Origin of the sequence: Xinfangfangia pollutisoli, from assembly GCF_020179405.1 — a bacterium.
GTDB lineage: Bacteria > Pseudomonadota > Alphaproteobacteria > Rhodobacterales > Rhodobacteraceae > Pseudogemmobacter > Pseudogemmobacter pollutisoli.
Genome location: NZ_JAICBZ010000017.1, coordinates 41,293 through 53,086 on the forward strand (window position 1 = coordinate 41,293; position 11,794 = coordinate 53,086).

At 65.0% G+C, this 11,794-nt stretch carries 17 protein-coding genes and 1 tRNA gene; 4 read left to right on the plus strand and 14 right to left on the minus strand.

The window, feature by feature from the left end; all coding sequences use genetic code 11:
- Window positions 1–324 precede the first annotated feature (324 nt).
- The 5 genes from K1Y73_RS07750 to K1Y73_RS07770 all read right to left on the minus strand — a co-directional run bounded on the left by K1Y73_RS07750 (window position 325) and on the right by K1Y73_RS07770 (window position 4,209).
- Window positions 325–984 (minus strand): OmpA family protein, encoded by a 660-nt coding sequence (locus K1Y73_RS07750; RefSeq protein WP_225027668.1) that lies wholly within the window; start codon window positions 982–984, stop codon window positions 325–327.
- Between the two features lie 4 nt (window positions 985–988).
- The gene (locus K1Y73_RS07755) at window positions 989–2,389 is read right to left on the minus strand and encodes a type II and III secretion system protein family protein (RefSeq protein WP_225027670.1); all 1,401 of its coding nucleotides are present in this window, start codon (window positions 2,387–2,389) and stop codon (window positions 989–991) included.
- 206 nt (window positions 2,390–2,595) lie between these two features.
- The gene (gene cpaB / locus K1Y73_RS07760) at window positions 2,596–3,510 is read right to left on the minus strand and encodes a Flp pilus assembly protein CpaB (RefSeq protein WP_225027672.1); all 915 of its coding nucleotides are present in this window, start codon (window positions 3,508–3,510) and stop codon (window positions 2,596–2,598) included.
- A 100-nt stretch (window positions 3,511–3,610) separates the two neighbouring features.
- Window positions 3,611–3,802 carry a Flp family type IVb pilin gene (locus K1Y73_RS07765; RefSeq protein WP_225027673.1) on the minus strand — a complete coding sequence of 64 codons (192 nt, stop codon included), beginning with the start codon at window positions 3,800–3,802 and terminating at the stop codon, window positions 3,611–3,613.
- Between the two features lie 200 nt (window positions 3,803–4,002).
- On the minus strand, window positions 4,003–4,209 hold the full coding sequence (locus K1Y73_RS07770; RefSeq protein WP_225027675.1) for a Flp family type IVb pilin: 207 nt from the start codon (window positions 4,207–4,209) through the stop codon (window positions 4,003–4,005).
- 416 nt (window positions 4,210–4,625) lie between these two features.
- Between K1Y73_RS07770 and K1Y73_RS07775 the strand changes: the two genes are divergently transcribed.
- Entirely contained in the window at window positions 4,626–5,486 is an 861-nt protein-coding gene (locus K1Y73_RS07775; RefSeq protein WP_404819068.1) for a lytic transglycosylase domain-containing protein, read from the plus strand.
- Between the two features lie 81 nt (window positions 5,487–5,567).
- Here K1Y73_RS07775 and K1Y73_RS07780 read toward each other — a convergent pair whose 3' ends face one another.
- Genes K1Y73_RS07780 through K1Y73_RS07790 form a run of 3 tightly spaced genes read right to left on the minus strand, consistent with a single transcriptional unit; the run spans window position 5,568 to window position 7,184 of the window.
- Complete coding sequence (locus K1Y73_RS07780) at window positions 5,568–5,861, minus strand: GNAT family N-acetyltransferase (RefSeq protein ID WP_225027677.1); 294 nt, start codon at window positions 5,859–5,861, stop codon at window positions 5,568–5,570.
- Entirely contained in the window at window positions 5,851–6,480 is a 630-nt protein-coding gene (locus K1Y73_RS07785) for a 3-oxoacid CoA-transferase subunit B (protein WP_225027678.1), read from the minus strand. Before K1Y73_RS07785 ends, K1Y73_RS07780 begins: the two co-directional genes overlap by 11 nt.
- Window positions 6,480–7,184 carry a CoA transferase subunit A gene (locus tag K1Y73_RS07790; RefSeq protein ID WP_225027679.1) on the minus strand — a complete coding sequence of 235 codons (705 nt, stop codon included), beginning with the start codon at window positions 7,182–7,184 and terminating at the stop codon, window positions 6,480–6,482. Before K1Y73_RS07790 ends, K1Y73_RS07785 begins: the two co-directional genes overlap by 1 nt.
- Before the next feature lie 137 nt (window positions 7,185–7,321).
- On the opposite strand from K1Y73_RS07790, the gene K1Y73_RS07795 reads away from it, so the two are divergent.
- Window positions 7,322–7,407: transfer RNA gene (locus K1Y73_RS07795), tRNA-Leu, on the plus strand.
- Window positions 7,408–7,493: 86 nt separating this feature from the next.
- Here the strand turns inward: K1Y73_RS07795 and K1Y73_RS07800 are convergent.
- The 6 genes from K1Y73_RS07800 to K1Y73_RS07825 form a co-directional block, all read right to left on the minus strand.
- A complete protein-coding gene (locus tag K1Y73_RS07800; RefSeq protein ID WP_225027680.1) occupies window positions 7,494–8,531 on the minus strand; it encodes a tyrosine-type recombinase/integrase in 1,038 nt (345 codons plus the stop codon).
- The gene (locus K1Y73_RS07805; RefSeq protein WP_225027681.1) at window positions 8,528–8,734 is read right to left on the minus strand and encodes a hypothetical protein; all 207 of its coding nucleotides are present in this window, start codon (window positions 8,732–8,734) and stop codon (window positions 8,528–8,530) included. Before K1Y73_RS07805 ends, K1Y73_RS07800 begins: the two co-directional genes overlap by 4 nt.
- Before the next feature lie 295 nt (window positions 8,735–9,029).
- A complete protein-coding gene (locus K1Y73_RS07810; RefSeq protein WP_225027682.1) occupies window positions 9,030–9,308 on the minus strand; it encodes a hypothetical protein in 279 nt (92 codons plus the stop codon).
- A gap of 110 nt (window positions 9,309–9,418) precedes the next feature.
- Window positions 9,419–9,694 carry a DUF2312 domain-containing protein gene (locus K1Y73_RS07815; protein ID WP_225027694.1) on the minus strand — a complete coding sequence of 92 codons (276 nt, stop codon included), beginning with the start codon at window positions 9,692–9,694 and terminating at the stop codon, window positions 9,419–9,421.
- Between the two features lie 119 nt (window positions 9,695–9,813).
- Window positions 9,814–10,077 (minus strand): hypothetical protein, encoded by a 264-nt coding sequence (locus K1Y73_RS07820; protein WP_225027683.1) that lies wholly within the window; start codon window positions 10,075–10,077, stop codon window positions 9,814–9,816.
- A gap of 308 nt (window positions 10,078–10,385) precedes the next feature.
- Window positions 10,386–10,706: a helix-turn-helix domain-containing protein gene (locus K1Y73_RS07825; RefSeq protein ID WP_225027685.1), complete on the minus strand. Its 321-nt coding sequence runs from the start codon at window positions 10,704–10,706 to the stop codon at window positions 10,386–10,388.
- Window positions 10,707–11,247: 541 nt separating this feature from the next.
- Here K1Y73_RS07825 and K1Y73_RS07830 point away from each other — a divergent pair.
- Together K1Y73_RS07830 and K1Y73_RS07835 are read left to right on the plus strand one after the other, a co-directional pair.
- Window positions 11,248–11,451, plus strand: coding sequence for a hypothetical protein (locus tag K1Y73_RS07830; protein ID WP_225027688.1), 204 nt, complete (start codon window positions 11,248–11,250; stop codon window positions 11,449–11,451).
- On the plus strand, window positions 11,448–11,794 hold a 347-nt coding region (locus K1Y73_RS07835; RefSeq protein ID WP_225027690.1), incomplete at its 3' end, for a hypothetical protein. The genes K1Y73_RS07830 and K1Y73_RS07835, both read left to right, overlap by 4 nt.

Here is an 11,794-nt window from a genome sequence, read left to right on the forward strand (position 1 = left end):
TACGGTGTCGCAAAGCATTGATCTGCCGCCGGATCGCGGCAGGAATCGGTCAAGCCCCAGACACCGGACGCCGGGCATTCTGCCCCGCGCAATCGTTCCCATTGCCGCTAAGGTGGGGGCGGATATTGGCGAGATTGGGGCTGAAACGGCGATAATCCATGATTTCTTGCAGGCGCGTTAACCTGGCCCCGCGATGGCCCGACCGGGCCCGACAATCTATGTGCAATTCAACCGGCCTGCCGCGGGGCCGGGGCGGGGCAGGGGGCAAAGCGCAAAAGGCCGGGCGCTGCGGCCCGGCCCGGGTTGGGTGACCTGCAGGCCGGCTTAGCCGCCGGGATTGGTCTGGGTGACGATCTTTTCGTTGGCGGGATGCGGGCGCTCGGCCAGATCCAGGTAATTGCGCCAGACGATCTGGGCATATTTGCCGTTCAGCACCAGGGGGTTGTTCTTCACAAAGCCCGACACTTCGGTGACGGTGCGGCGGTTGCGCTCTTCCGGGGCCGAGGTCTGGATGATCGGGCGGGTCTTGCCATAGCTGACCACCGCTTCCAGCCGCGACCGCGAAATCCCCTGGGCGACCAGGAAATTCACCACGGCGCGGGCCCGGCGCAGGCCCAGATTGTAATTGTAGTCCTGGCTGCCGACCAGATCGGTATGGCCAAAGACCTTGAAGCGCACTTCGGGGAATTTCTTGATGAAATGCGCCTGTTTCAGCAGGATCTGCTGCGACTCGGCCGTCAGCACCGTGCTGTCGAAGGCGAAATTCACCGTATCGGGCACTTCGGCATTGAAGCGCTGCGCCAGCGCGATGGTGTAATCCATCTCGCCCGACATCACCATCGTATTGCTCATGGTGGCATTGCCGAACTGGCCCTTGTCCACTTCGGCGCCCTGTTCGCGATCCCAGTTCGCGGCGGAATCGCCGCAGCCGATCAGGGCAAGAAGGGCGGTCGTCGCCAGAAGCCTTCCCAGTCCGCGCTGCATCGGCTTACTCCATCACATAGCCGTAGGGAGACGAGAAGTCCTGCCGGGCCACTTCGCCCGCGGCCCCCTTCTTGGGCGACCCCGCGACTTCGCCGTACAGGAACAGCTCTTTCTCGGTCGGAATGCGGACCCGGTCGGTCGGCAACGCCAGCACATCGCCCGAAACCGGCGTCACCAGATGCGGGGTGACGATGATCACCAGTTCCGACTGCGCCCGCTGATAGGCCGACGAGCGGAACAGCGCGCCCAGGATCGGCACATCGCCCAGCCAGGGCACCTGGTTGTTCAGATTGTTGAAATCGTCCTGCAGCAGGCCCGCGATGGCAAAGCTTTCGCCGTCGCGCATCTCGACCGTGGTCGAGGTTTCCCGCCGCTTGAAGGCGTTCAGCGTCAGGCCCGCGCCGCTGCTGACCGTCACGGTTGTGTCGATCGAACTGACCGAGGCATTGATCGTCAGGTTGATGATATCGCTGTCCACCACCACCGGGGTGAAGTTCAGCTCGACCCCGAAGGGCTTGTATTCAACGGTGATCACGCCGCTGTCCTGCGCGACCGGGATCGGATATTCGCCGCCGGCCAGGAACTTGGCCTCCTGCCCCGACAGGGCGGTCAGGTTCGGCTCGGCCAGGGTGCGCACCATGCCCTTGGATTCCAGCGCCTCAAGCAGCACCGCGAATTCCAGCGCGCCGGCCGAGAAACCCAGCCCGATCGCGCCGGTCGAGGTGGTCTGGATCGGGTTGCCGGCAAACAGGTTGTTCACGCCCGAGATGTTGCCGGTCGCGATGCCGCCGCCGACCGATCCGCTGTTGGAATTCACCCCCAGCGAGGCCGACAGGCTTTTCGAGACCGAGCGCTGCATCTCGGCGAAGCGGACCTTCAGCATCACCTGCTGCGTGCCGCCCACCACCATCAGGTTCGACACCCGGTCGGGCGCATAGCGGCTGGCCAGGTCAAGCGCGCGGTCCAGCTTGGCGGTCGAGCTGACCGTGCCCGACAGCACGATGCCGTCATTGGCGGTGCGCACTTCGATATTCTCGCCGGGCAGGATCTGGCGCAGCCTTTCCTTGAACTCGGCAATGTCGGGCGTCACATGCACATCGACATTGGAAATCAGGCGGCCATCGGCGGACAGAAGCGTCAGCGTGGTGCGGCCGGGCGCCTTGCCCAGCACATAGATCGACTTGTCGGAAAGGGTCGAGATATCGGCGATGCCGGGGTTCGCGATCGAAAGTTCGGCGAAGGGCACGTCGCTTTCGACGACCACGGCCCGGTTCATTGGAACGTTCAGCGCCTCGGAGGCCTGGCCCGTCATCACGCGCAGCACTTCGGCGTGGGCCGGGGTCAGAGCGGTCGTCGCAAGCGCGACGCCGATCAGACCGGCCGCAATGCTTTTCATCATGCTCATGTGATCTGCCCTTTCGATCACGCCTCGTTACGGGTCTTAGCGCCCATTCTTCCGCGCCCAGATTGCCGGATGCGCGGTTTTTTTGCAAGAATCAAACCCTTGGGGGCGGTTCCTGATGTGGATAACCTGCAACAGCCGCTAAAGGTGGTTTCAGCGAAATGGCGCGGCCCCAGATCAGGTAGCCGCGCCATTTCCTATGTCACAGATTAATTGGTGCAGGGGATCGGAATCTCGACGACATCGGCGCCTTTGCGGGTCTTGATCGTGCAGACCTGCGGCGCTTCGACAGCGACGACTTCCTTTTGCTCGATGCCCAGAAGCGAATTGCTGTCGACCTCGACCAGGCCCAAGGCCACGTCATCGCCACCCACGACCAGCGACATGGCCAGCCGGCCGGTCGCCTGGGCCTGCGCGAGCCGCGCCACCTGTTCGCGGGTCGCGGCGACCGTGACGGTGCGCGCGGCGGTGCCGCTGGTCATCTGGCCCTCGCTCGAGGCCTGGTCGACCGCGATCACCCGGATCGCGCTTTCGATCAGCCGCGTCACCTCGCCATTCACATTGCCGGCCGAGGCGCCGGTCCAGTAGATGTCGATGTAATTGTCGGGCACGACCAGGCCCGACACGCCCGAGGCGGTATCGACCTTGATCTGGAAGGCGGTCAGGCCCTTTTCCAGCTTGCCCGTCAGCCCCGCAACCTCGCCCGGCGCGGTCAGGCGCGAGGCAAGCAGGATCTCGTTCGGCTCCATCGAGCGCATGACATAACGCGGCTTGTCGGTGTCCTTGGGAAACAGCACCGGCACCGCGGCCGGGGCCTTGCCGCCCACGGCGGGGGCGGGGGCCGGCGCGGCTTCGCCCTCTTTCGGCGGCACCAGGAAGGCGCCCGGCGGCAGGAATTTTTCCTGCACATAGACCGCGATCACATTGTCCTTGGTCAGCGGGTCGCCGAATTTCAGCGCCTTGGCCACCGCATAGACCGGCACAAGCCGGCCGGTCTGCTTCTGGAAGGCGGTCGCCCGGGCCAGTTCGGCCTGGGTCTGGCCCATGTAATTCTGCGCCAGGTGCACCGCGAACCCGGCCAAAGCCAGGCCGGCCACCAGCACCAATGCAAAGACTGCGCGCATCGCTTATCCTTTCACCCGTTCATCCCGCGCGGTGCCGCGCCGGATTGCCCCGAAACCCGCAGCGCCGGTTCGCACCGGCGCCCTTGCCGCGGCCCAGCCGCTAGTCCTGCAACTGATCGCCATAAAGCCCGACCTGTTCGCCGATGGCTTCGCTGACCGAGACCAGATTGTCGCGGATCGGCGTCATCAAAAGCACGATCTGAACCCCCAGGATCAGCGCCGTCAGCACGACCCAGTCGACGGTGATCGCCCCGTCCTCGTCTTTCGCGAAGCCTTCGAGCCAGTCTTTCATCTGTCGCCTCCATCCGTGCGGCAGGTTGCACGCGGCCCTGACAGGTTCGGCGCCGATTGCGGCGAATCTAAGGGGCGACGCGGGGAAAATCGCGGCGATTTGTCTTCAATTCCAAGGCGTTCCCGCCCTGAAATTAGGAAGGCCGCGTCTTCCCGAGGGAAAACGCGGCCATGTCCCTGATCGGCTTGCGCCGGGTCAGCTTAGGGGGTCGTGGTGGGGGTGGCCGACGGGGTCGCTTCGTCGATCCGGGTGGCGATTTCGCCCGACAGCGTTTGGATTTGCGGACGGATGGCGGCCATCACGACCAGGCCCAGGCCCACGACGGCGGCGGTCAGCACGACCCAGTCAACGGTCACGGCACCATCTTCGTTCTTCTGGAAGCGCTTCAGGATGTTGAGGAATTTCATGGTCAGGTCCCTTTTCGTTTTGCTCAGGTTTCGTTTCACATCCGCCACGGTTTCCTTCGGTCCGGTCTTCGTTCCGGCCTCTGTTCCGCTCGGGATGTACACATATAGCCCCCGAATCGTGGCGCGTATTGGGAAGCAACTGGGCCTTTTTGCGTTAACTTATCTTTCATTCGATTTTTCGTAAGATATTGAATTTCAAAGAAAAGAAGATTCTGGTTACTGAAAAGTTAAGACCGGGTCGCGTTGCAGATCTGCCAATTGCGGCGCGAATGCCAGAATCCGGGGCGAAACTCTTTGCGGCGCGGGGGATTCTCTGCGAGTCTTCGGGTCAAGAACAACGGGCAGGCATCGCAAAGATGCGCAGGATCATGGGAAGAATCGGCGGCCAGCGGGTCGCGGCGGGCAGAATCGGGCCGATGGCCGCGGTGCTGGGCTGTTCGATTCTGTCCGCAGCCCTGCCCGCACCCGCGCAAGAGGCGGCGGCGCTTGAAGATTTCACCTTCCGGCGCGTCAAGGTCAGCGACATGGCGGCCGGCAAGCGCATCACGGTGCAGATCGACCCGGTCGAACAGGCGCGGCGGCTGGCGGCCACGGCCTGGAAAGACCCGGCCCTGCAGACCGCCGAAGAGCCGGCCGCGGCCGCGGGCGCGCCGCTGGAGGGCGCGCCTGCGCCGGCCTCGGGCTATGCCTGGTTCTGGGACAAGGTGCCGGTGGGCATGGGCAATGCGCAGGACCGGTTCGAGCAGGCCATGGCCAGCCTGTCGCAAGGGCCCGCGGGCGCCTCGGTCCGCGCGCCGCGGATGCAGTCGATGCAGACGCTGGCCGATGTCTATGGCCGCGACATATTGGTCGCCACGCTGGACACCGATGTCTCGCCCGCTTTGGTGCTGGCGGTGATGGGGATCGAAAGTGCGGGCCGGTCGGATGCGGTCAGCCACAAAGGTGCGGTGGGGCTGATGCAGCTGATCCCGGCCACCGCGGCGCGCTTCGGGGTGACCGACAGCACCGATCCGGCGCAGAACATCAAGGGCGGTGTCGCCTATCTGGATTGGCTGATGGGCGAATTCGGCGGCGATCCGGTGCTGGTGCTGGCGGCCTATAATGCCGGCGAGGGCGCGGTGAAGGCCAATCAGGGCGTGCCGCCCTATGCCGAGACGCGCGACTATGTGCCCAAGGTGCTGGCGGCCTTTCAGGTGGCGCAGGGCCTGTGCCTGACCCCGCCGATGCTGGTCTCGGACCCTTGCGTGTTCAAGACCAGCGTGGCGGCGGGCGGCTGAGCGGCGGTTGGCAAAGCGCCGGGGCGCTGCCCCGGACCCCGGGATATTTATGCAGAGAGGAAGGCGGCAGGCCCTTTGGGCTTAGGCCTGGAAGACATCCGCCCATTCGGGGTGTTTCTTGCGCTGCGCGTTCACGAAGGGGCAGAGCGGCACGATCTTGAAGCCATGGGCGCGGGCATCGGCGACCATGAACTCGACCAGCTTCAGCCCGACGCCCTGGCCCCGGAAGGCATCGGGCACGCCGGTATGATCGGCGATGATCAGCGTCGGCGTGGTGACCGAGAAGGTGATCTCGGCCTCGGCCCCGTCCTTGCGGAACAGATAGCGGCCCTTGGTCGGGCCGCTTTCCTTGGAAAGATGCGGATCAGTCGACAAGGGTTGCCTCGGTCGCCGCGCGCAATTCGGCCTCGGTCACGCCATCGGCCAGTTCGACCAGCTTCAGCCCGCCCGGCACCACATCCAGAACGCCGAGATTGGTGATGATCCGGTCCACGACGCCCTTGCCGGTCAGCGGCAGGGTGCAGGCCTTCAACACCTTCGATTCCCCGTGTTTCGACGTGTGGTCCATGACGACGACCACCCGGCCGACGCCCGCGACCAGATCCATCGCGCCGCCCATGCCCTTGACCAGCTTGCCCGGGATCATCCAGTTCGCCAGATCGCCGTTTTCCGCCACTTCCATCGCGCCCAGGATCGCCATGGCGATCTTGCCGCCGCGGATCATCGCAAAGCTTTGCGCAGAATCGAAATAGGCGGTCTGCGGCAATTCGGTGATCGTCTGCTTGCCGGCATTGATCAGATCGGCATCCTCTTCGCCTTCAAACGGGAAGGGGCCCATGCCCAGCATGCCGTTTTCCGATTGCAGCGTGACGTTCACGCCCGCGGGGATGTAATTCGACACCAGCGTCGGAATGCCGATGCCCAGGTTCACATACCAGCCGTCCTGCAGTTCCTGCGCGGCGCGGGCCGCCATCTGGTTCCGGTCCCAGCCCATCAGACGGCCTCCCTCTTGCGCACGGTGCGCTGTTCGATCCGCTTCTCATGCGGGCCCTGGATCAGACGATGCACATAGATGCCGGGCAGGTGGATCGTATCGGGGTCGAGGCTGCCCAGCGGCACGATTTCCTCGACTTCCGCGACGCAGATCTTGCCGCAGGTCGCGGCCGGTGCGTTGAAGTTGCGCGCGGTCTTGCGGAAGACCAGATTGCCCGAGGGGTCGGCCTTCCAGGCCTTCACGATCGACAGATCCGCCACGATGCCGCGTTCCAGAATATAGGTGCGGCCGTCGAAATCGTGATGCTCCTTGCCCTCGGCGATCACCGTGCCCACGCCGGTTGCAGTGTAGAAGCCCGGGATCCCGGCGCCGCCGGCGCGCATGCGTTCGGCCAAGGTGCCCTGGGGGTTGAACTCCAGTTCCAGCTCGCCCGACAGATATTGCCGCATGAATTCGGCATTCTCGCCCACATAGGACGAGATCATCTTCTTGATCTGCCGCGTCGCCAGCAATTTGCCCAGCCCGAACCCGTCGACCCCGGCATTGTTCGACGCAATGGTCAGATCCTTGACGCCCGAGGCCACCAGCGCGTCGATCAGCAATTCGGGAATGCCGCAGAGGCCGAAGCCCCCGGCGGCGATCAGCATGCCGTCGCTCAGCACACCGTCCAGCGCCGCTTCGGCGCTTGGGTAGGTCTTGTCCATCTCTCTCCCCAGCGAAAATTCCTGATCATAAAGGCTGTGGCCGTGCCGCTTGTCAACGGTTGCGCCGCGCTGCGGCGGGCGCGTGGATCCCCCCTTTCGCCTGCCGTTCAAGCCGCTAATCTGGCGCCCGCCCCGCTGCCCGCGTGGTGAAATGGTAGACACAGGAGACTTAAACTCTCCAGGCCGCAGGGCCGTGCCGGTTCAAGTCCGGCCGCGGGCACCACCATGATTTTAAATGGTTTTATGCCGTTTTCCGATGCGGCCGGGAAGGGGTGGGGTTTTGCGGGTTCCCACTGGCGGTTCCCACTTTCACGTATCCCCCCTGTTCTGTTCCCGCCGATTCTGGGCTGCGCGCGACAGGTGCCGCTTGCTGGCCTTCTTGCGGTAATAGGCCACCATGGCCCCGGACTGGTTGGTGACCGCCTGGATTTCTGCATCGCTGCAGCCGGCCTCGGCCAGCTGGATGATGGACAGTTTGCGGAGTCCATGCAGGCTAAACGCCGCCGCGGTCTCGCCCAGACCCGCGCGCCACTTTCTGAAGCGCGCTTCGATCGAGTTGTAGCCCAGAGGCTGGGTCAGGTTCTTGGCCAGGACATGCGCGCCTGATTTCGATCTGCCGGCGATGAAGGCGCGCAGGCGGGGCGGGCAGTAGACGTCCATCCGCGTGTTGGTCTTTTCATCGAGAACACTCATCCATTCCCCGTGGAAATCGGCAAAGCGCATGGCGATCGCCGCCCCCGGTCTTTGGCCGGTGCCCAGGATAAGCTCGGCCGCGGTCTGCACGTCGGGATGCGCCGATGGCAGCGCATTGATCATCCAGTCGGGCCAGGGCTCGAATTCGCGCTGAGTGCCGTAAAGCTTGATCCCCTCGGCCGGGTTGGTGACGGGCCAGTCCAGGGTGAGCCGGGCAAAGTTGCACAGAAGGCTGATCACCTGGATCATGCCGTCGGCCTTGCGCGGGGTATCGGCATATTTCGCGTGGATCTCGCGCACCTTGGCGCGTGTCAGGCTGGCGACCGCCTGTTTTCCGTTCTTCTCGACGATGTCGTCAAGCGTGCGGCTGTAATAGCGCCGCGTCCCTTCGGCCTTCTTCAGATAATAGGGGTGCGCCTTGTAGGCGGTGACAAGCTCGGCCCAGGTCTGGCGGACGGGCTTCTGCACCGCTTCGGCCTTGCCCGACCTGATCGCCCAATAGGCCAGGTCGAATTCGGCCGAGTCTTCGTCGCTGGGCAAGGGAATGAACCTTTCCCGGCGCCGCCCGCCTTCGTGCCAGACGATCCGATAGTAGAGCCGGCGCTTTCCGTCCTTGGTCTTTTCGCAGACATAGGGCTTGCGGGCCTTTTTCACAGGCTGAATTCCTCGGGCGGCTTCGGCTTGTGACCCCGGACGATAGCGTCCAGATCCACGACACTCCAGCGTTCATGGGGTCCAATGCGGATCGGCTCCGGCAGGGCGCCGGCCTGGACCAGCGCCCGGAATTCGGCTGGCCGCATGTCGAGCATTCCGGCCGCCGAGCGTTCCGAAGCGAAAAGGGGGGCGAATTTGCTCATCTATCCCTGCGCGCTCCTTTCGCCGCGGTTGGGACGTCCTGCCATCGCACCATCGGGGCGGATCCGGATCGGTCGGTCAGCCATTGCCTGTAAATTGCCCTCGGTCTTGTGCTGCGGCCGGGTCTGGGACAGCGCGGCGATGCGCTTCCCGTGGGGATGTTGGCCGCGGTGATGCGACCCGGCGAAGGATGCGGCCTGCCGGCGGCGCAGGGCGGCCAGTTCAGCCGCGGTCGCGGGCTTGGCCGACAGAGGGGCGAAGGGGGCAGGCATTCCAGGTTGATGACGTGGCGCCATGTCACTTCCGGCCCTTCCGCCGGCCCTGGGCGAGTGCAGCCAGGCCCGTCAGCAGAACCGCGCCCCAGGCGATGGCCAGGGCCGCCAGCAGGGCGACGCCCCAGGCGATTGCGGCGGCGCGTGCGCCGAAGGCGATCAGGATTGCCGACAGGGCGATGCCGGTGACGAAGGCCAGGGCGAAGACCGCGCCGGCGCCCGGGCGGGGCGGGGTAGGCTCGAAGTCCTCGGGCAGGTCGAGGGGAAGCGGGGTGGTCTCGGGCTGGGGCGGGTGGTCGCGCATCGGTACGCTCCAATCGTGTCTGGGGAAGGGGCGGAAGGGCCCGGCGGCCCGCGAGGGGGCCGGCCGGGGAGGTGGCGCGCCCGGAAACGGCAGGGCACGCGGGCAGGGTGTCAGGCCATGCCGAGGGCGGATTTGTAGATCTCCAGCACCGCCTCTTCCTCGGCCAGCGTGTCGGGGTCTTTCTTGCGCAGCGCGACGATCTTGCGCATCGCCTTGGTGTCGAAACCGCGGGCCTTGGCCTCGGCCATCAGGTCCTTCTGCGCCTCGGCGATATCCTTCTTTTCCGCGTCCAGCTGCTCGTACCGCTCGATGAACTGCCGCAGTTCCTCGGCCGCAATCGCATAGGCGGCGCCCGCAACGGCGCGATCGGCGGCCGTTTCGCGCATCGGCGGCGCCTTGCGGCGCTGCCGGTCCTTGCGCTCCACCTCGGCCAGGGCCGCGGCCTGCAGGTCGATCGGGGCGATCGGGCCCTCGGCCGTGTCGGCGCGGATCATCGGCGCGACGCTCATGCGGCATCCCCGGGCGTGGGGCCGGGCCAGGGCAGGCTATGATGCCGGCTGCCATGGGCCCGAGGGTGCCGCATCGGAATGACGCGGCCGCCCCCGGCCGGCGAGTCCTGTGCGGCCCGGTGCTGGCGCAGCAGCTGCCAGCTGGTGGTGGCGAGATCCTCGAAGGCCTCGGGCGTCAGATGCGCGAAGGCCTCGGGGGCAGAGACAAAGGCCCTGGCCCAGGCGGTCGGATCTTCGGGATTGATCAGGAAAAGGCGCAAGGGAACCTCCATCGCAACGGTTGCCCGCGATCGGCCCAAGCGGGCGTCTTCGGCGGGGTGATGGAGGGGTAGATTATGGAAGAAACGTCCAGATGCAAGAGTAAAATGGAAGAAACGTCCAGTTGATATCTTGGTTTAAAGCATCCCCAGAGTCGTCCACAGGATTTGCTCAGGCACAGGTTGACATATGTGCGACTCGTTCAGCAAAAGCGAACTTTAGAGGAACACTGGGGGTGGGAGATGCTGGATCCGGGAGACAAGCTCCTGCTTTGGTGTGCGGATCGCTTTGGGATGTCGATTGATCGACTCTATCGGTCGCCGCTGTTCAGGGTAGCGATGATCTTGGTGCGCAAGGCGTCGCTGATCTTTGACAGGTCGCCGCGATAGATAAAATCCATGGTGACGCCCCATCGTTCAGAGATCGCAAACGCATGCTCTGACTTCAGGATTTTCGTGCGATCCTCTTTGCCAGGCTCAAGGTAGTTGGTGACCTTGGTGTAGCTGGAGGGGTCGATCCCTGCTGACTTTGCGAAGGCATCCTTGGTCAAGCCGGTGGTGGAGCGAAGCGCCTCCAGCCGGAAGGCGACCCCGTGCATGTCGATTTGGGGAAGGGTGCCGCGAGATTTCATGTCGCACATTTTTGCGGGTCTGGAAGAATTTACCATCGGCGTGTTTTCCACCTTGACGATCTGGAAGAATTGTCCAGATTTGTGGCATGTCTGATCTGCACACAGTCCGAGATGTCCTAGCGCTTTGGCCCTCGCGCCCCGAGATGGCGCGCGATCTGAGCGTGGTGTCGGGAGATCCGGTAAGTGCTGACCGGATCCACAAATGGGCGCAGAGCGGCGCGATCCCCGCAGGTTACCATGGGCGGATTCTGCGGGCCGCGCAGATCAGGGGGCTACCCCTGACCGCAGAGGATCTGGTGACGGTCCATGACCAGCCGGGAAAGCGTGCGGCATGAGCGTTTTGTCTCCGCGCCGATCCCCACGATGCCCCCGCGCTCTGATCGGCTTTCTGTTCCATGCGCTCGGTCTTGCACGCGCGAAGGCGCTGCGCACGGAAACAAGGTTTCCCGGTTCACGATGGGCCCCGAACGCCGCGGGGCGCGACACAGGCTCCGCGCCGGCGCTGGTCCTTCCCTTTCCCCTCACTCCGCGGGTGTTTCCCATGTCTGACCCCAAGTTTCCCGATCTGACCCTGGCGCAGGCGATCCTGAAGACGGTCGCCCATTACACGGGCCGGGTGGTGCATGGCGCCGAGGTCTACGCGTTCAGCGACTTCCTGCAGGTGACGGTCTCGCTCGCCGAAGACGGCAGCGTCGAGGTGGGTTTCGAGGACCCGAACGTGCCTGGCTCGCGGGTGGCGCCATGACTGATCGTGCGATGATCCGGGCGTTCATGTCGGGGCTGGTGGACCGGGCGGGCGGGGTTGAGGCTTCGGCGGCGCTGATCGGGGCGCGGCTGGGGGCGGATGTCTCGAAGGGCTCGATCTCCAAGCGGCTGGCCGGGCATCTGGACTGGCCGCTGGTCGAGATCATGGCGCTGGAGGATGCGGTGGGCGACCCTTGCGTGCGGCGCTGGCTGGCGCGGTCGCTGCCCGACCTGGTCGAGGGCCAGACGCTGATCCAGGCCACTGCGGACGCGGTGCGCGAACATGGCGAGGCGGTCAGCGCGGTCATGGACCTGGCCTCGGGCCGGGGCGACCGGGCGACGGC

Coding starts and splice junctions, on each gene's coding strand:
- K1Y73_RS07810 (WP_225027682.1), bottom strand. CDS start 9,308: ATGCGCGACCACCCGCCCCAGCCCGAGACCACCCCGCTTCCCCTCGAC.
- K1Y73_RS07825 (WP_225027685.1), bottom strand. CDS start 10,706: ATGAAATCTCGCGGCACCCTTCCCCAAATCGACATGCACGGGGTCGCC.
- K1Y73_RS07815 (WP_225027694.1), bottom strand. CDS start 9,694: ATGCGCGAAACGGCCGCCGATCGCGCCGTTGCGGGCGCCGCCTATGCG.
- K1Y73_RS07765 (WP_225027673.1), bottom strand. CDS start 3,802: ATGAAAGACTGGCTCGAAGGCTTCGCGAAAGACGAGGACGGGGCGATC.
- K1Y73_RS07750 (WP_225027668.1), bottom strand. CDS start 984: ATGCAGCGCGGACTGGGAAGGCTTCTGGCGACGACCGCCCTTCTTGCC.
- K1Y73_RS07830 (WP_225027688.1), top strand. CDS start 11,248: ATGTCTGACCCCAAGTTTCCCGATCTGACCCTGGCGCAGGCGATCCTG.
- K1Y73_RS07770 (WP_225027675.1), bottom strand. CDS start 4,209: ATGAAATTCCTCAACATCCTGAAGCGCTTCCAGAAGAACGAAGATGGT.
- cpaB (WP_225027672.1), bottom strand. CDS start 3,510: ATGCGCGCAGTCTTTGCATTGGTGCTGGTGGCCGGCCTGGCTTTGGCC.
- K1Y73_RS07775 (WP_404819068.1), top strand. CDS start 4,626: ATGGCCGCGGTGCTGGGCTGTTCGATTCTGTCCGCAGCCCTGCCCGCA.
- K1Y73_RS07785 (WP_225027678.1), bottom strand. CDS start 6,480: ATGGGCTGGGACCGGAACCAGATGGCGGCCCGCGCCGCGCAGGAACTG.
- K1Y73_RS07790 (WP_225027679.1), bottom strand. CDS start 7,184: ATGGACAAGACCTACCCAAGCGCCGAAGCGGCGCTGGACGGTGTGCTG.
- K1Y73_RS07755 (WP_225027670.1), bottom strand. CDS start 2,389: ATGAGCATGATGAAAAGCATTGCGGCCGGTCTGATCGGCGTCGCGCTT.
- K1Y73_RS07805 (WP_225027681.1), bottom strand. CDS start 8,734: ATGAGCAAATTCGCCCCCCTTTTCGCTTCGGAACGCTCGGCGGCCGGA.